Source organism: Acidovorax sp. SUPP3434, from assembly GCF_030159015.1.
In the GTDB taxonomy this organism is placed as follows: domain Bacteria; phylum Pseudomonadota; class Gammaproteobacteria; order Burkholderiales; family Burkholderiaceae_C; genus Paracidovorax.
Genome location: NZ_BQXL01000003.1, coordinates 227,064 through 245,336 on the forward strand (window position 1 = coordinate 227,064; position 18,273 = coordinate 245,336).

Genomic DNA, 18,273 nt, shown 5'->3' on the forward strand with positions numbered 1-18,273 from the left:
GCATTCCTCTCATTCATTCCCCCTTATTAGAATGGGTGCCGTTTCAGCAGAGGGGCAATATAAGCGACTTGGGGGAAATTGAAGGCACGATTTTCTCCGGGCTTATGCGGATCGGGCATGGCTTATTGCGTGCCAGGAATGCTGCTGGACTTTCAATGTGGCGCGCTCCCTGCGGTCCGGCTCGTGGCAAAGCGACATTTGCCGCCGAGAATCGACCGCGGTGCCGCCTTTTTAATGCAGAGATCAAATGATTAAAAACCAGCTCAAGACACACGGTTACTGCCAATTCATCCCCGAGATCGAATGCGATCCCGGCGAACTGAAAATCCTGCACCAGGAGTTCGATGGCCTGGAGCACGACCCCTATGCGCCTGCGCAGGTCCAGCGGTTCCGGCGGTATGGCAACGGGATCATCCTTCCGTGGGCCGACCAAGCCGACATCCATTGGATTCCGACGGTGCGGGACGACCAGGGCGCCCGCCTGTCTGGCTACGATCAGGGCGGCAACAACCCGGAGCACCCCGACATCCGGTACTTTCACGCCCTGAGCGAGGCCGCCAAGGCCACCGATTTCCTCTGCGATCTGGTGAAGAAGGATTTCTCGCACACCTTCTGGTCGGAGGCCGACCGCCGTGCACCCATCTACTTCGGCGTGCATTTCGTGAAGCTCCGGTCCGGGTCATCGTCCGACCTGGGCATCAGCTCACCCGACTGCTTCCACCAGGACGGCGAGCCTTTCACGTTCGCCCATCTGATGCGCCGCACGAAAAGCACCGTGGGCGGCTCCAATTACATCGGCACGGTGCAAGCGCGTGGCCTCGGGCTGCACGAAGTGCCCAAGGAGCAGGTCATCGCGGAATTCGAACTCTCGCAGTTTCTCGAGAGCTTCGTGGTGCATGATCCGCGCGTATCCCATTATGTGACGCCCATTCGTCGAAAAGAAAATGAAATGGGTGACGGAGAGCGCTGCGTTATACTCATCGACTTTTCCAGAATGAGGCAGAGCATTTAAACCATGGGTGTTTTTTATTCCTTGCTCCCGATCGTGCTGGCGCTGGCGGGCGGTTTCCTTTCCGGGAAAATCATTCCGCCCCGATTTTGCAAGCGGCTGATCGGTTGGATATTACCCCTGGTCTGGCTGCTGCTTTTCCTGATCGGCGTGGAGTTTGGCGAGGTCATTCTTTCTGCGCAATCGGTCGGGCAGGTGGTCAAGACGGCCGTGATCTTCGCCCTGCTGACCACCCTGGTGCCCTGCGGCCTGATTTTTGCGGCCGGCATTCGCAGCAGCGGCACGGCGGGCGCCAAGGCCGGCAAACTGGGCTTTCACACCATCTGGCCGCCGCTGAAGGAGTGCTGCATCGCCCTGTCCATGGTGGCGCTGGGCAGTGCCCTGTTTTTCGTCAACCAGGCGTATCTGGCCGGTGCCCTCTGGCTGCCATCGAGCTCCGCCATCCTGCTGGCCTTGATCGTGTTGGTGGGCATCGACCTGGCCCACGTCAAGCTCAGTTCCCACTGGTTTTCATGGGCCGTGCTGTCGGTGCCGGTGCTGGTGGTGATCGGCTCGTTCGTGGGCGCGGCCGCGGCGTCCTGGGCCACGGGCGAGGCCATGAGAACCTCGCTGGCGCTGTCGAGCGGCTTCGGCTGGTTCACCCTGTCGAGCGTCATGGTGGGGCACCACCTCGGGCAGACCTATGGGACCATGGCGCTGATGACCGACTTGTTCAGGGAGCTGATAGCGATCGTCGCGCTCTACGCCATCGGTCGCTACCAGCCCGCGATCGGCATCGGCAGCGCAGGGGCCACGGCACTGGATTCCACGCTGCCGATCGTCAAGCAGGCCTGCCATCCGGATGCGGTCCCGCTGGCCCTGGTGAGCGGCTTCATCCTCACCATCCTGGCCCCCGTCTTCATCGCCTTCTTCCTGTCGTAGACGGCCGCTGTTCGCCTTGGAGGGGGGCGAGGCAGGCCGCCGCCACCATCGACGCGCCCATCGCGGGATCAGGCCCGCGGAAACGCCACCACGTGGTCCACCTGCGGTCGAATGCCGATCCACTCGCCCACGGCGTGGTCATGGTGGCTCGGCACATGGGCCATCACCGTGAGGCCGTCCCGCAGCTGCAGCGTGTACAGGAACTCCGAGCCCCGGAACGACTTGCGGACGATGCGCGCCTGCACGGGCGAGGCGTCGTCGTGCACCACATCGTCGGCCCGCAGCAGCACGTCGCATTCCCCGCCGGGGTAGCTTGTGGGCAGGGGGCACTCGGCCGCATCGGTCAGGTCGCCCAGCGGCGTGCGGGCCACCACATTGTCCCCGCGCTGCTCGAGCGTGGCCGGCGCGAACACCCCGTGGCCGATGAAGTCGGCCACGAAGCGCGTGGCCGGGCGGTGGTAGAGCGCATAGGCATCGTCCCACTGGTGCAACTGGCCGCTTTCCATCACGCCGATGCGGTCGCCGATGGCGAAGGCCTCCAACTGGTCGTGGGTGACGAACAGCGCTGTGGCGCCGGCTGCTTTCAGAATGCCGCGCACCTCGTGCGCCAGGCGCTCGCGCAGGTCCACGTCCAGGTTGGAAAACGGTTCGTCCAGCAGCATCAGCTGCGGCCGGGGCGCCAGCGCGCGGGCCAGCGCCACGCGCTGCTGCTGCCCGCCGGAGAGCTCGTGCGGAAAGCGGGCGGCGCTGCCCTCCAGGCCCACGAGCCGCAGCACCTCTTCCACGCGCGCCGCCTGTTCGGCGCGCGGCAGGCGGTGGATGCCGAAGGCCACGTTGCGCCCCACGGACAGGTGGGGGAAGAGGGCGTAGTCCTGGAACACCATGCCGATGCGCCGCTGCTCCGGTGGCACGCTGCGGCCCGCGCCGCCGCTCACCACGGCGCCGCTGAGCCGGATCTCGCCGGCCGTCACGGGCTCCAGCCCGGCCACGGCGCGCAGCAGCGTGGTCTTACCGCAGCCGGAAGGGCCGATGAGCACGCCGATCTCGCCCGCTGCGAGGCCCAGGGTGACGCCGCGCACGGCGGCTTGCGCGCGGCCGGCGTAGCGCACTTCCAGTTGGGAGACTTCAAGGAACATGGCCGCGATTCTAGAAGGCGCCAATGCGTAGAATTCGCATTTGCATCCAGACGGCCCTGCCGGTCTGCCCCTCAGCGCTCGACCGAGGCCATCTTCGACCGGAATGCCCCGTCCGATTCTCCCGACCCTTCCCTTCAGGGCCCGTCCTTGCCACGCCTTCTTTCTGCCCTGCGATCCATTCCCCTGCTGCTGCTGGCCGCCGCGCTGACCTTGCCGGTGTTGGCCGTGCTCGCTTCGTGGCTGCCGGGCAGCGCCGGTGGCGCCGAGGCCGGGGCCATCCTTCGCGAAATGGCCGCCACCGTGCTGCCCAGCTACTTCGCCACCACCGTGTGGCTGGGCCTGGCCGTGGCCATCGGCGCGGCGGTGGTGGGCACGGCGACGGCCGCTGCCGTCACCCTGTTCGACTTTCGCGGCCGCCGCACGCTGGAATGGCTGCTGCTGCTGCCGCTGGCCATGCCGGCCTATGTGACCGCCTACGCGTACACCGACTTCCTGCAGTTCAGCGGCCCGCTGCAGGTGTGGCTGCGCGAAACCTATGGCCTGCAAGGCCGGCTGTTGCCCGAGGTGCGCAGCCTGGGCGGGGCGGTGTGGGTGTTCATCTTCTCGCTCTATCCCTATGTGTACCTGCTGGCCCGCACGGCACTGGGCGAGCGCGCCGCCCACCTCATGGAAGCCGCCCGCCTGCTGGGGGCGCCGCTGGAGCGGCGCGTGCGCACCGTCGCGCTGCCGCTGGCGCGCCCCGCGGTCGCGGCCGGCGTGGCGCTGGTCCTCATGGAAACGCTGGCCGACTTCGGCGTGGTGAGCTACTTCGGCATCCAGACCTTCACCACCGGCATCTACAAGGCTTGGCTGTCGATGGACAACCGCCTGGCCGCGGCGCAACTGGCCACCATCCTGCTGGTGCTCGTCATGCTGCTGCTGCAACTGGAGCAGCGTGCGCAGCGGCGCATGCGCTTTGCCGCGGGCGGGGCGGGCCGTGCGGGCTCCGCCGAGGCCCAGCCGCAGCGGCTGCAGGGGCTGCGCTGCGCCGCCGCCTGGGCGGTCTGCGTGCTGCCGGTGGTCTTCGGCTTCGTGGCCCCGGTGGCCTTCATGCTGCGGCCCCTGGCGGCCGACTGGTCCGTGCTGCCCTGGTCGCGCTTTCTGGAGTGGGCCGGCAACAGCGTGCGCCTGGGCAGCATCACCGCCGTGCTGGCCGTGGCCATCGCCCTGGTGCTGGCCTTCGCCGTGCGGCGGCGGGCCGGCGCGCTCACCCGCGGCGTGGCGCAGCTGGCCAGCCTGGGGTATGCCGTGCCCGGCGCCGTGATCGTCGTGGGCCTGCTGCTGCCCGTGGGCTGGCTGCAGGCGGCAGCCCCCCAGTGGGGCCTGCCATCAATCATCACCGCCACGGCGGTCGGCATCGTGTGGGCCTACCTCGTGCGGTTCTGCGCCGTGGCCCTGCAGTCCATGCAAAGCGGCTACGCGCGCATTCCCGCCAGTCTGGACGACTCCGCCCGCATGCTGGGCGCCGGCGGCGCCGGCCTGCTGGCCCGGGTGCACTGGCCCCTGCTCCAGCGCTCCACGGCCGCCGCGGCGCTGCTGGTGTTCGTCGACGTGATGAAGGAACTGCCCGCCACCATGGTGCTGCGGCCCTTCAACAGCGACACCCTGGCCGTGGTCGCCTACCAGTTGGCGCGCGACGAGCGGCTGGGCGAGGCTGCCTTGCCGTCGCTGGCGCTGGTGGCGGTGGGGCTGGTGCCTGTTGTGCTGTTGAGTCGGACGTTGCGGAGCCGGGGGTGAGGGGGAGATAGAGGGGGCGGCTTTTCAGAGCCTGTTTAAAACCACGCACCCGCACGGGGCGCGACTGCCTCGACCGAGGTCAGCTTGACGCGGATGTCCGTGTTTCAATCCAAGCGCCCGCACGGGGCGCGACGCTTATGCCCGCGCCACCATCACCGTGCGCATCAAGTTTCAACCCACGCGCCCGCACGGGGCGCGACGGATGTACGGATCGTTCTTCATGTCGTTCAGACGGTTTCAACCCACGCGCCCGCACGGGGCGCGACCAGGCGCCCGCAATGCACCACGTCACAGTTGGCGATGTTTCAACCCACGCGCCCGCACGGGGCGCGACACTTCTGGCGGTTTAGTAACCGGGCGCGTGCGGTGTTTCAACCCACGCGCCCGCACGGGGCGCGACGCGATCAGCTCGGCGGTGCCCTCGAAGTACGGCGCGTTTCAATCCACGCGCCCGCACGGGGCGCGACAGCCCGTGGCAATCTTGGCCGTGTTGGCAACGTTGTTTCAACCCATGCGCCCGCACGGGGCGCGACCCATGGCCGCGGCTGACGACAAGATCACACCCAATGTTTCAACCCACGCGCCCGCACGGGGCGCGACGACATTGCCATGCTTGTCGGCCAGTTCCTGATCCGAGTTTCAACCCACGCGCCCGCACGGGGCGCGACCGCATGCGAGCGTTCGACCTGCCCTCTCGCGTCGGGTTTCAACCCACGCGCCCGCACGGGGCGCGACGCATTCGTGCCGCAGAACGCTGGCGTGGGCGTGGTGTTTCAACCCACGCGCCCGCACGGGGCGCGACGTGGCGCCCCGAGCGTAAGTGACACGCCCCGACAGCGTTTCAACCCACGCGCCCGCACGGGGCGCGACTTTTGCAGATCGAGATCTCAGGATTCAATTTGCAGTTTCAACCCACGCGCCCGCACGGGGCGCGACGGGGCTCTTGGCCTCCAGCTTGATCGAGTCGTTGTGTTTCAACCCACGCGCCCGCACGGGGCGCGACCCGCCACGCGCTATGACCGCCGCAACAGCGTTCAGTTTCAACCCACGCGCCCGCACGGGGCGCGACGAGCACTACCTGGAGGCCGCTGTCCAGCATCGCGAGGTTTCAACCCACGCGCCCGCACGGGGCGCGACGATTGGCCCGGATACGGTGCTGGAATTCAGCCGTTCGTTTCAACCCACGCGCCCGCACGGGGCGCGACCGTTACCCCCATGGACTCCGCAACGGAGTCTTGAGTTTCAACCCACGCGCCCGCACGGGGCGCGACTTGGCCCCGTCTTCTTTGGCGGGGTGTGAGCGTTGGGTTTCAACCCACGCGCCCGCACGGGGCGCGACGCTCAACAGCGGCGGCAGCAGCTGGAAGTCGTTCACGTTTCAACCCACGCGCCCGCACGGGGCGCGACCATCTCGCATCCCGCGATCCGGAGCACCCCGCCCGTTTCAACCCACGCGCCCGCACGGGGCGCGACTTGTTAGGTGTGGCGGTGGTCCTGGGCGTCGGGTTGTTTCAACCCACGCGCCCGCACGGGGCGCGACGATGCGCGCTTCCGCAAACTCACGGGTGCTGCCAAAGTTTCAACCCACGCGCCCGCACGGGGCGCGACGGTCGGCAGTGGGGTGCAGGCCGGGGTTGTTCAGGTTTCAACCCATGCGCCCGCACGGGGCGCGACGCTGGCACCTATACCGACGCTGATAATGCACCGTTGTTTCAACCCACGCGCCCGCACGGGGCGCGACCCGAGCTGTCCCTGCTGGACATGATGCCGCTGCCGTTTCAACCCACGCGCCCGCACGGGGCGCGACACGGGCACCATGGCAGGCGCCAGGCCAGACACGATGTTTCAACCCACGCGCCCGCACGGGGCGCGACGGAGATCCTGGCCAGGGCCTCTTCCAGCTGCTGCTGTTTCAACCCACGCGCCCGCACGGGGCGCGACCCAGCGACCGGCAAGTCCTGGGCACACTGGCAGGAGTTTCAACCCACGCGCCCGCACGGGGCGCGACGCATCTGGCGGGCGAGGCGGTGGTGGCTCGTTCATGTTTCAACCCACGCGCCCGCACGGGGCGCGACGGCGCGCTCGCCGGCGGGCAGCCTGGCCTCGGCGTAGTTTCAACCCACGCGCCCGCACGGGGCGCGACCACTGCAGTGGCGCCAGGCTGTTTGTGGTCCGCATGTTTCAACCCACGCGCCCGCACGGGGCGCGACAAGCTCCTTGACCATTTGATCGGCAAATTTCGGCAAGTTTCAACCCACGCGCCCGCACGGGGCGCGACTTGCAAGGTCTTCGTGCCCTCGTTGAAAGAGCCCTTGTTTCAACCCACGCGCCCGCACGGGGCGCGACCAACGAGAGGGATTTTCATAGGATGTTGTCCAAAGTTTCAACCCACGCGCCCGCACGGGGCGCGACGTGCGAACCTGCAAGAGCAAATCGACAAGGCGCTGTTTCAACCCACGCGCCCGCACGGGGCGCGACCGGCAAACGGTGAATTGGTCGGTGCTACGAACTGGTTTCAACCCACGCGCCCGCACGGGGCGCGACGTATCAGCGTTGCCGTAGGCATGGCCCGACAAACCGTTTCAACCCACGCGCCCGCACGGGGCGCGACTCAGCGATGCACCGGCCGGCAGATGGGCGGGCGCTGTTTCAACCCACGCGCCCGCACGGGGCGCGACGTGACCCACAACCCGATCGACACGCGCGGCACGCAGTTTCAACCCACGCGCCCGCACGGGGCGCGACGCCGGCCCAGCCCGATACGTTCACGCTTGCAGAAAGTTTCAACCCACGCGCCCGCACGGGGCGCGACCGGCGGTGTGATTGGCCTCAGCGGGCAGGACGTTGTTTCAACCCACGCGCCCGCACGGGGCGCGACGTAAGCGTGGCGGCATCCAAGACCAATCAGGCCCCGTTTCAACCCACGCGCCCGCACGGGGCGCGACAACGCCTTCCTGGCCGAGGTGCGCGCCACGCCATGCGTTTCAACCCACGCGCCCGCACGGGGCGCGACTTGGCGATGTCGATCTGCCGGCGCCAGTACTCCAGTTTCAACCCACGCGCCCGCACGGGGCGCGACAAAAGACCCGCGCCGCTTACGTTCGGCGGGGCATGTTTCAACCCACGCGCCCGCACGGGGCGCGACGTGCGGACTCCTGAATTTCATTTTTCGCGGGCGTGTTTCAACCCACGCGCCCGCACGGGGCGCGACGCGGCGCCGCGGCTCAGGTACTGGCGCAGGAAGATGTTTCAACCCACGCGCCCGCACGGGGCGCGACGAACGTCTTTCCGCCCGACGTGGTGCCGCCAGAGTTTCAACCCACGCGCCCGCACGGGGCGCGACCAACAGCACCGCGGCGCGGATCGCGTCGTTGATCAGTTTCAACCCACGCGCCCGCACGGGGCGCGACCGAGAAAGGCGAGCCCCACCAGCTTCGGGCCGATGTTTCAACCCACGCGCCCGCACGGGGCGCGACTAGACCGCCTTGCCGTCCACCGACTTCTCAGGGCTGTTTCAACCCACGCGCCCGCACGGGGCGCGACGGCTGGGTCGTCACCCTGGCGGGCGACGACGGCAAGTTTCAACCCACGCGCCCGCACGGGGCGCGACCGTTGATGGCGTCATCACTCATCGGGCCAGCAAGACGTTTCAACCCACGCGCCCGCACGGGGCGCGACACGGTGGTGTCGTCGCGCTGGTCCAGGTAGGCCCAGTTTCAACCCACGCGCCCGCACGGGGCGCGACACACGATCCACACTCCCGGCCCCATCTCCTACGTCGTTTCAACCCACGCGCCCGCACGGGGCGCGACGGACAGCGAAGCCGATGGCCACGATGTGCCCAAGGTTTCAACCCACGCGCCCGCACGGGGCGCGACGCCTGAACCTGTTCGCGGATCCGGCGCCGGGCGTGTTTCAACCCACGCGCCCGCACGGGGCGCGACACGAGGGTCGTCTGCAGACTCCCCTGCCATATCGTTTCAACCCACGCGCCCGCACGGGGCGCGACTCGCGGCGACACAGAGCTTGTCGCCCGCGCAAATCGTTTCAACCCACGCGCCCGCACGGGGCGCGACAGACGGACCCGCTCACGGGTCTGCCGTACCTGTCGTTTCAACCCACGCGCCCGCACGGGGCGCGACTGGGGCAATCCTCCTTGGGCTGCAGGAGCGGGTTGTTTCAACCCACGCGCCCGCACGGGGCGCGACCCGGCCGCGTGGACATGACGGGCAGCACGCTGGCGTTTCAACCCACGCGCCCGCACGGGGCGCGACAGCTTCCACAGTCTGTGGCCGAGCAGATCTTCCAGTTTCAACCCACGCGCCCGCACGGGGCGCGACACGCCCGTGTGAACGGGTTGGACATCAGCATCGAGTTTCAACCCACGCGCCCGCACGGGGCGCGACGGCATCGAAGCCACGTTCATCAACGGCCGGTGGAAGTTTCAACCCACGCGCCCGCACGGGGCGCGACGGCGCGCCGCGGCGCTGAGCACCAGGCCGGCGCCGTTTCAACCCACGCGCCCGCACGGGGCGCGACGTTGCCATAACTCGTTCTCATTCGCGCCCGTAAGTTTCAACCCACGCGCCCGCACGGGGCGCGACGGCGGAGCATGCAGCGGCCGACGTGCGCCAGCAGCAGTTTCAACCCACGCGCCCGCACGGGGCGCGACTTGATCCGGCCGCACAAGGTCATCGAAGGCGCCGTGTTTCAACCCACGCGCCCGCACGGGGCGCGACAACGACTTCGCGGGCGCCGAGGACCAGATGTGGCGGGTTTCAACCCACGCGCCCGCACGGGGCGCGACTTTGCCTCACCCACAGTGATATAGCCTGCTGATTGGTTTCAACCCACGCGCCCGCACGGGGCGCGACGCGAGAGCACCATGCGCGGGGCTCGCACCATCGAGTTTCAACCCACGCGCCCGCACGGGGCGCGACGGGGCAATCCTCCTTGGGCTGCAGGAGCGGGTTGTTTCAACCCACGCGCCCGCACGGGGCGCGACAGCTGGCGAAGCACCTGGGCCTGTACGAGAAAGAGTTTCAACCCACGCGCCCGCACGGGGCGCGACAGGACGTGGCCGACGCCATCAACTTCAAGCTCAACGTTTCAACCCACGCGCCCGCACGGGGCGCGACGAGACGGACCCGCTCACGGGTCTGCCGTACCTGTCGTTTCAACCCACGCGCCCGCACGGGGCGCGACTTGGTGGCCTCGGCGCCCTTGTAGATCGACTCCAGGTTTCAACCCACGCGCCCGCACGGGGCGCGACTGCAGATCGGGGACACCACCATCACGCTGGCCAAGTTTCAACCCACGCGCCCGCACGGGGCGCGACGGCCCATTTATAACCGCCTGTCCCCACTAGCAAAAATCCCCTCTCTCCGCGAACCCCTTCCCTTTGGCAGGCGTACCAGCGCCTCTCCCACGTGCCAGGAGAAAAATCATCGATCAATCAAAGAGTTAGAACTCCGCGAAGCGCGATGGCCGTGCCCAGTCGCTTGGGGTTCGCAAAATGGCGCCGCTGGTGCCCAAGGCGTATCAGAGAATGAGCGGCGCGTTCAGGTCGAGAACGGGCTTGGCCCCCACGTGTTCCACCCGGTCTTTCCATTGTTGGCCCAGGTAGTAAAACCGCAGGCTGTCCGTGGCCGGGTCGATGATCTGGACCAAGCGGTTTTTCAGGGCCACCCATTGTGCCGAGTCCACTTCGATCTCGAACACCGAGTACTGCACGCGCTGGCCAAAATCCAGACACGCTTTGGCGATGTGCCGCAGGCGCCGGGCCCCCACCTTGTCCTGCGAACGGACGTCATAGCTCACAAGCACCATCATGATCGGCGATGCCTCATTTCCAAAGGAACGGTGGGTAGGCGTCGAGGTCGCCGCGCAAGTGGCGGGCCAGCAATTGGGCCTGAATGAATGGAAACAGCCCGATGGGTGCCTTCTCTTGCAGAAAAACGTGCCGCAGCGTTTCGCGCTTGCGCTCCTGGTAGGCCGTCAGCACCGTCTTGCGCGATTCTTCGCGCAGCAGCACGGCGCCGTTGTCCATCGTCTGAAAATCGCGCTCGCCGATCTGGCGCAAGTTGATCAGCGACAGCGCCAGCCGGTCGGCCAGCAGCGGCCGAAACTCCTCGAGAAGATCCAGCGCCAAGCTGGGCCGGCCCGGCCGGTCGCGGTGCAGAAAGCCCACCGCCGGGTCCAGCCCCACGCTTTCCAGGGCCGAGCGGCAATCGTGGGTCACCAGCGTGTATAAAAAAGAGAGCAGGGCGTTGACTGCATCCAGTGGCGGCCTGCGGCTGCGCCCGGTGAACCGCATGGCGGTGCCGGGCACGCGGATCAGGTGGTCGAACACCCCGAAGTAAGCCTGCGCCGCTTCGCCCTCGTACCCGCGCAGCAGGTCCACCGACAGTGTCTGGGCCAGCTTGCCGGCGATGCGTTCCAGACGCTGGCGGGCATGCGCCAGGGCGGCTTCGTCTCCGGCCGCCAGCTTGCTGCTGTGATCGCGCAGGGCCCGGCCCAGCACGGCGCGCTGGTTGTGCAGCTTGCCCTGCAGAAGATTGCGTACGACGCCGGCACACCCCTCGGGGTTGTCCGCGTTGCGGTATTGCGCGCGCCGCAGCAGGACGTTGCCGGACACCGGTCCTTCCACCCTTGCCAGAAACTTGCCGTTGGTCGTGAGAAAGCAGGTGCTGATGCCTTGTTCCGCGCAATAGCCGAGCAAAGGGGGCGACACCAGCACGCGGCCAAAGCACACCAGGCTTTCCAGCATGTGCACGGGCAGCCGGGCACGCACCGTTTGCTCGACTTCCATCACGATGTTCGCACCGTCCTTGTGAAGCCAAGCCCCTTCGGTGGTCACATACAGGGTGTTCAGCTGTCTGCGCATGGTGGCTCCGCCTCGCTGTCTTCTTTCAGTTGTCGGGCGAGCCAGTCGTTCACGCTGCTCTGGCGTCCCAGCAGCTTGGGCTGGCACAGGTCGAGCAGCGAGCAGGCATCGCAGCGCTTGGGGCTGTACTGCGCGGTGGGTGTGATGTTCGCGTCCAGCATGGCTCGTGTGGCACCGATGGTTTCCCGCGTGAGTTGGCGCAGGGCCTGATCGAACGGCACATCGGTGCGTCGGCGTGTCTCGCCATAGAACAGGGCGCCCTGCGCAATCGGCTGCTCCAGCATCGCTTCCAGGCACAGGGCCTGTGCGCACAGTTGCACTTCGTCCGCGCGATGGGCCTTGGGCCGCCCGCGTTTGTATTCCACGGGAAACGCCTGTTCGCCGTCTTCGTTCTCGTGGAACTCCACCACATCCGCAATGCCGGTGATACCCAGCCCCGGGTGCGCCAGCGGCATGGCCGTGACCGTGCGCACACCGCGTCGGCGCTCGCCCCGGGGCTTGTCGGCGCGCTCGTGAAGCACTCGCCCCTCTGCGGTGTGACGGCTTTCCGCCCACAGTTGCTCCACATGGATGAGGGCGCACTGGCGAGGGCAATACAGGTAGTGTTGCAGCGCCGAAAGGGGAATGAAGTCCGATGCGTCCACGGCCTGCCTCCAGGCGTGCGAAGCCGCGCTAGATCAGCTCACGAACGGCCACGCCCGAAGGAATGGCCGCTTGGTCGATCTCCACGCGGTAATCCGCGAACCGGCGTGGAGCGCTGTCTGCATCGGCCTGTGCCGGTGTGATCCGGACGGCATCGAACAGCACATGCGCTGGTGCATTGCCCATGGCGCTTTCATGCTCGAAAACGATCAGCTTGCGGGCCGCCATTTCGCCGCGTGCGGCCGAGCGGTCGTGTTCGAACATGTTGATGAGCGCGCGCCAGAACAGCGCCAGGTCTGCGTCGGAAAAGCCCGTGCGCTCGGCCAGCTTGGCCGAAACAAAACCGTGCGCGCGGTACAGCCCGTAGGGAATGATGTGCTTTCGACCCATGGTGCGGTTGTCGCCGCTCTGCGCCTCGGCCTCCTTCTCGGTGGTCACGGCCATGCGGGTGATCGAAATCTCCAGCGGCACCACGGGGTCGATGGAGGTGGCGAACGCCATCTGCACCGGCCCGCGCACCTGGCCCGCGTTGACACCTGTGGTCATCACCGCGCCAAAGGTGCGCACGTCGAAGAAGTTGTTGCACATCCATTGCGTGATGGCGCGTGCTTTCTCTTCTTCCTTGGGCAGTTTCTTGTCTTCGGGTTTCAGCGACTGGGCATCGTAGGCTTTGCGGTGCTGGTTGTTGAGCACGGCCTTTTCCTGCATGTAGATGGCATAGCCCGCGTCGGCCGGTTTGTCCAGGCTGACGAAGTTGCGGATCTTGCGCTTCAGGCACACGTCGGTCACCAGGCCCCGGTTGGTCTCGGGGTCCAGGCGCGGCAGGTTGCCGGCGTCTGGATCGCCATTGGGGTTGCCGTTGGTGATGTCGAAAAGGTAGACGAACTCGTAGCGGTGGGCAATGGCGGTCATGCGGGGGCTCCCTCGGTGTTGTCGGTGTTGGAATCTGCGGTGTCTTGTTCGGCCTCCGTGCCGCCTTTGGTGAAACGGCTTTGGGACTGGTGGTAGTACCCGATGGCGAAGCGGCCCTGGTCCTCGATGCGCAGGCTGCGCGGGAACTGCTCCCCCAGGCCATCGACGATTTCGCGGATGTCTTTTTCCAGGTTCACGGCCAGGCCCGGCTTGTCCTTGCGGAGCTTGCCCAGGTGGTTCTGCGTATTGCGCAGCAGCACCGGAAAGACGGATGCCGGCGTGGCCGATGCCGCGCCGTAATACCGGTCGCGGATGGTGGCATTGACTTGGCCGCCGAGCGCGCTGCGCTGCACCGCTTCCAGCACCGCGAACAGGCGGCCCAGCCGGTAGCCTGGGTTTTCGGATTGCTTGTCGAGACTCACGGGAACCTCCTCCTTGTGGATGTGTGTGTGGATGCCCAGCCGCTTCTCCCGGGCCAGGATGCCTTTGCAGATCGCCGCGCGCAGGCCCGAAAGATTGCCGTCCGAGCGGATGCGCATGAGGGTGTTGGCCAGCAGGCTGCGCGGATAGGGCCGGCCGCTCAGCACCGAGCGCATGAATTCGCCGGCCAGGTTGTTGAAGGCATCGTCCATCTTGGGCATGGCGCCTTCGCGGTTCGGTACCGTCGCAAGGAGGACGCGGCGCGCGGCCGGCGCGGTCTTCCAGGGAACAGGTTCGATCCGAAAGTCCTGCGCATGCTCTGCCAGGCGCTGGGCGAAGAGGCCCAGCGTGCCGGTCTCCCAGAAGCGGATGGAGATGCGCGAGGCGTTCGGAGCCAGCCCCAGCACGAACATGCGCGTACCGTCCTGCAGCTTCGGATTCAATTCGCTCAAGGGGCGTCCCTTGGCGATCTGCTCCAGCACCTCACGCACCCGGGCCGCTTCCTGGGAGTCGTCCGGCGGCGCGTTGAGCAGCGACTCGAACGTCAGTTCGGCTTCCTGCGCCTGATCGGCATCGTCCGCCTCCGCCCAGAACACTACGCTCGCATCGCCGATCTGGATGCGCTGGCGGTTGTGCTCGCCGCGCCGCAGCAGGTGGTTGAGCACGGTGGTGTAGGCAAAGGCGGCCTGCTCGGAAACGGGCGCGTTTTCGCCCTGGCTCTTGCCATACGACGTGAACGACTCCAAGTTGAACGACACGATGGACGCGCCCGCGCTTTGCGCGCCGTTCACGCCTTTGATGGCGGGGTGCAGGCGCGCCACTGGCAGTTGCTCGCCGGTCACCAGGCAGTGGGCCCGCGCGTGGGGCGCCGCATCTTCACTGCCCAGCAGCCGTGCGCGCACCGTTTGCGCGGCGGGGCGCTCGTGCAGGTGGGTGCGCTCGCCGTCCAGGCGAAAGACGACGTTGGCGTCCAGCATCTCCGGCGTGAAGGGGGCCTCGGCAAAGCGCGCCGGTGTCCAGCCGGACAGGAAGCCCAGCAGCGCCTTGAGTCCCGCATCCTCCGTGCCTGCCAGGCTTTCCTGGTGCAGCGCCTTGAAGGCTTCGTGCTCCTTGTCCGCACGCTTGCTCGTGGCACTGGCGCCCAGCACATAGCTGGTCTTGTCCCAAAGAAAGTTCGACTTGATGCCCACCGTGCGCTTTTCGGGCTGCGGTACGTTCATCGGGCGCGGCAGCGGCTTTTTTCCGGAGGTGTCGCGGATGTCGTTCACATCCACCACGCGCCCATCGGGTGCCAGCAGAATCTCGTAGCTGATCTTCTCGGGGCTGTAGCCGAAGGGCGAGAGCCCCTCTTCGCCGCGCGCCAGCAGGCGCTGGTAGTAGGTGTTGAGGGCCTGCAGGATCATGCCTTGACCTCTTCGCTGTGCCAGGGCGGCACCTCGATCACGCCGTCCGCCATCTGTGCGCGGAAGAAGCGGGGCGACATGCCCCGGTCGAAATCGATGTCGTGCAGCGTCCAACCCAGGTCGCGCGCCTCCTGCAGGCTTTCGTGCTTCTCGGGGATGGGGTCGCCGTCTTCGATCAGCTGGAAGTTCGCCGGAAACTCCCGCACGCCCATGCAGGGCTGCTGAAAGCACTGCCCCTTGCGTGCGCGGCGGTTGAAGATGTCCAGGTGCTTGCCGACCGAGTCCTCGGCCCCGGCCTTGGGGGTGAGATCGAAGTGCGCCTCGATCACATAGGCCACGTCGCGCAGGATGGTGGCAGCGCGCTGTTGCCGGTCCTCATCGACGTAATTCACCAGCCCCGCGGTGTCGCCGGCCTTCATGGCCTTGGTCACACTGGTCGGGGAGAGCTTGCCGCCCACTTCGTTGCGCCGGATCGATTCGAAGCGGATGGGTTTCAGCACGTGGATGCGGTCGACCTGCCATCGGATCGCCGGCTTCCAGTGGATCGCGTCGAGGATGCCGCGCGCGGCGGAAGGGGTGATGACGTCGTAGGAGACGCGTTCCACCTTCATTTCGGGGCGCGTAAAGCAAGCGCGTTCGCCCCAGACCTTGAGCTTCACTCCATATCCCATTGGCCCTCCCGGTTGTTTCATTGAATCATCGCTGGGCACCCCTACAGCGGGCTTACCAGTTCAGGTGCTCGGTGCGGATGAATGCCGGGTGATCCCAGCTCAATCCAAATTGCGGGTCGTAGAGGCCCTCATGGGCGAGCACCATGAACTGGTCGCCCCATTTTTGGGGCGCGACAGGAATGACCGCACCCGCCTCGTAGAGCGCATCGAAGCCCTGGCGGGGCAGTTGCACCAGATAGGGTTGCAGCTTGCGCGCGAGGCCGACGCTGCCTTCGGCGTGCTCCAGGTCGCGCAGCAGGCCTTTGGCGTCGTCGTCATACGGCACGATCACCGGCATCTGCACGCTGTCGATCATGCGGAATTTCGTGGCCAGCGTTTCCATGGGAAGGCTGTCGATGCGGCTTTCGCGCAGCAGGCCCATGAGGTTGGGTTTGTCGAGCGCATCGCCCCCTTTTTGCCAGTACAGCAAAGCGAAGTAGCGCCCGATGGCTTCGGGCGACAAAGGCAGGGACGGAGAGGCGCCTGCGGTTTGACGCAGCACTTCGCGGGCGGCCTGGGCGTATTGCTTCAGTTCAGGCGGTGGGGCCCAGTCTTCGTTGGCGTTGGCAAACACCAGCACGTCGCTGGCGTCCAGGGGCCTGCCGCCTTCGCGGTTGCAGCGGCCTGCCGCCTGGGCGATGGAGTCCAGGCCCGCTTCGGCGCGCAGCACGGTAGGGAAATCCACATCCACGCCGGCTTCGATCAAGCTCGTGCTCACCACCCGGCAAGGCTCACCATCCTTGAGCATCTGCCGCACCTCGGCCAGCACGGCGCTGCGGTGTTTGGCGCACATCAGCGTGGTCAGGTGGCGTGCGCCGGGCAGATCGGCCATGGCCTGGTACACGGCCCGCGCATGGCGGCGGTTGTTGACGATGCACAGCACCTGTTCGCGCGAGCGCATCTCGGTGGCCAGCGCCTCGTCGCTCAGCGTGCCCACATGCCGCACCCGCACGCGTTCGAGCTGGCGGAACAGCCGGTCCGGTTCCGGCGCCAGTTCGCGCACGCCCGTGAGCCCGCCCTCGAACGCCGGCGCCTCCAGGGCGGGCTGCGTGGCCGTGCACAGCACCACGCTCGTGCGGTAGTTGCGGGCCAGCTCATCGATGGCGGCCACGCAAGGCCGCAGCAACTGCAGCGGCATGGTCTGCGCCTCGTCCAGGATCACCACGCTGCCCGCGATGTGGTGCAGCTTGCGGCACTGCGAGGGTTTGGCCGCGAACAGGCTTTCGAAGAACTGCACGGCGGTGGTGACGACGATGGGAGCATCCCAGTTCTCCATGGCCAGCCGCAGCTTCTGGACCGACTGGTACTTCTCGGGGTCATTGCGCGGGGGCGGCTGCTCCACGAAGGCGCTGTGGTGCTCCAGCACGGCGGCATCGCCCAGCGGGCCCAGTGCCTTGCGGAACACGGCAGCGTTCTGCTCGACGATGCTGGTGAACGGGATCACGAAGATCACGCGCTGCAGCCCGTGGCGAATGGCGTGGTCGAGCGCGAACGCCAGCGATGCCAGCGTCTTGCCGCCCCCCGTGGGCACCGTGAGCGAAAACAATCCTGGCTCCTGCTCCGCCTGTCCTCGCACCTGGCGCAGGATGTCGGCACGCAGGCGGTTCACGCCGCTATCGGGCTGGAACTGGCCCAGGAAATGGTTGAGCTGCTCGCGCAGCGCCACGAGCGTGGGCGGCGCGCCGCCGCCACGGCGCAGGTCGGGGCGGTTTTCAGCGAGGTGGTAGAACGCCTCGGTATCGAGGAAGTCGGCATCCACCAGGCACGAGAACAGCATGCGTGCGAGAAACGCCAGCTGGAACGGATACCGGTCCTTGGCGTGCTGGCGGCCCTGGCTGCTGTAGGGCTTGAAGCCCGCAGGCGCCCCGAGGCGAGCGGGCAAGGCGATGTCCTGTTCCCAGGCGGGGTGCAGCGCCGGCAGGTCGGACGACAGCCGGTCGGCCAGGGCCGTGCGTTCGCCCTCGCCCTGCCCATTGGCCAGCCCCGCATGGTGGCCGGCAATGCCGTAGGCCAGCAGTTGCCCCATGTCCCCCAGGCGCTCCCGCGCGATGCGTGCCCCCCAGGAAGAGTGGTCCACACGCAGCGGACTGCCGCGCAGCCGTTCCTGAAAGGGCTCGGTGTACTTGCCCAGGTCGTGCAGATGGCCGATCACCCGGGCCAGCGACTCGCCGCCGAAAACCGCCGCGAATTCTCCGGCCCCTCGGCCCACGGCGTGCAGATGGTCCGGCAGGGGCTGCCAGCCTTGCGGGTCCGCGCTGGCGGTGGAATGCGCATAAAAGAGCGGCGTGCCAGTGCCTGGTTCTGGGTCGTTCAATGGTTTTCCTCCCTTTGGATCGGTGGCCGCAGTTCTTTATGGATGAGCTGTCGGCGGGGGCATTGTGGCGGGTGTGGGTGGCGCGCCGCCTGCGGGGTTTCCCTTTGGGGCGCTTTATTTTACTTGAAGTTACTTAACTGAGAG

General features: G+C 67.1%; 11 protein-coding genes and 1 CRISPR repeat array. Of the genes, 3 read left to right on the plus strand and 8 right to left on the minus strand.

What is annotated here, in order from left to right:
• The first annotated feature begins 247 nt into the window (after window positions 1-247).
• Complete coding sequence (locus AVKW3434_RS07440; RefSeq protein WP_284405339.1) at window positions 248-1,012, plus strand: 2OG-Fe dioxygenase family protein; 765 nt, start codon at window positions 248-250, stop codon at window positions 1,010-1,012.
• Window positions 1,013-1,015: 3 nt separating this feature from the next.
• Complete coding sequence (locus AVKW3434_RS07445) at window positions 1,016-1,930, plus strand: LysO family transporter (protein WP_284405340.1); 915 nt, start codon at window positions 1,016-1,018, stop codon at window positions 1,928-1,930.
• 68 nt (window positions 1,931-1,998) lie between these two features.
• On the opposite strand, the gene AVKW3434_RS07450 is transcribed toward AVKW3434_RS07445, so the two are convergent.
• Window positions 1,999-3,066, minus strand: coding sequence for an ABC transporter ATP-binding protein (locus AVKW3434_RS07450; protein WP_284405341.1), 1,068 nt, complete (start codon window positions 3,064-3,066; stop codon window positions 1,999-2,001).
• A gap of 147 nt (window positions 3,067-3,213) precedes the next feature.
• Between AVKW3434_RS07450 and AVKW3434_RS07455 the strand changes: the two genes are divergently transcribed.
• Complete coding sequence (locus tag AVKW3434_RS07455; protein WP_284405342.1) at window positions 3,214-4,842, plus strand: ABC transporter permease; 1,629 nt, start codon at window positions 3,214-3,216, stop codon at window positions 4,840-4,842.
• A gap of 33 nt (window positions 4,843-4,875) precedes the next feature.
• Window positions 4,876-10,180: a CRISPR direct-repeat array (repeat unit 32 nt; unit sequence GTTTCAACCCACGCGCCCGCACGGGGCGCGAC).
• A 203-nt stretch (window positions 10,181-10,383) separates the two neighbouring features.
• Here the strand turns inward: AVKW3434_RS07455 and cas2 are convergent.
• The 7 genes from cas2 to AVKW3434_RS07490 are packed head-to-tail and all read right to left on the minus strand — an operon-like array spanning window position 10,384 to window position 18,129.
• Window positions 10,384-10,674 carry a CRISPR-associated endonuclease Cas2 gene (gene cas2, locus AVKW3434_RS07460; protein WP_272565093.1) on the minus strand — a complete coding sequence of 97 codons (291 nt, stop codon included), beginning with the start codon at window positions 10,672-10,674 and terminating at the stop codon, window positions 10,384-10,386.
• Window positions 10,675-10,687: 13 nt separating this feature from the next.
• The gene (gene cas1c / locus AVKW3434_RS07465) at window positions 10,688-11,728 is read right to left on the minus strand and encodes a type I-C CRISPR-associated endonuclease Cas1c (RefSeq protein WP_284405343.1); all 1,041 of its coding nucleotides are present in this window, start codon (window positions 11,726-11,728) and stop codon (window positions 10,688-10,690) included.
• Window positions 11,713-12,372, minus strand: coding sequence for a CRISPR-associated protein Cas4 (gene cas4 / locus AVKW3434_RS07470; RefSeq protein ID WP_284405344.1), 660 nt, complete (start codon window positions 12,370-12,372; stop codon window positions 11,713-11,715). The genes cas1c and cas4 overlap by 16 nt, the downstream gene beginning before the upstream one ends.
• Before the next feature lie 28 nt (window positions 12,373-12,400).
• Complete coding sequence (gene cas7c / locus AVKW3434_RS07475) at window positions 12,401-13,282, minus strand: type I-C CRISPR-associated protein Cas7/Csd2 (RefSeq protein ID WP_284405345.1); 882 nt, start codon at window positions 13,280-13,282, stop codon at window positions 12,401-12,403.
• A complete protein-coding gene (gene cas8c / locus AVKW3434_RS07480; RefSeq protein ID WP_284405346.1) occupies window positions 13,279-15,105 on the minus strand; it encodes a type I-C CRISPR-associated protein Cas8c/Csd1 in 1,827 nt (608 codons plus the stop codon). The genes cas7c and cas8c overlap by 4 nt, the downstream gene beginning before the upstream one ends.
• Window positions 15,102-15,776, minus strand: coding sequence for a type I-C CRISPR-associated protein Cas5c (cas5c, locus tag AVKW3434_RS07485; RefSeq protein ID WP_284405347.1), 675 nt, complete (start codon window positions 15,774-15,776; stop codon window positions 15,102-15,104). The genes cas8c and cas5c overlap by 4 nt, the downstream gene beginning before the upstream one ends.
• 52 nt (window positions 15,777-15,828) lie before the next feature.
• Window positions 15,829-18,129: a CRISPR-associated endonuclease Cas3'' gene (locus AVKW3434_RS07490; protein ID WP_284405348.1), complete on the minus strand. Its 2,301-nt coding sequence runs from the start codon at window positions 18,127-18,129 to the stop codon at window positions 15,829-15,831.
• Window positions 18,130-18,273 lie beyond the last annotated feature (144 nt).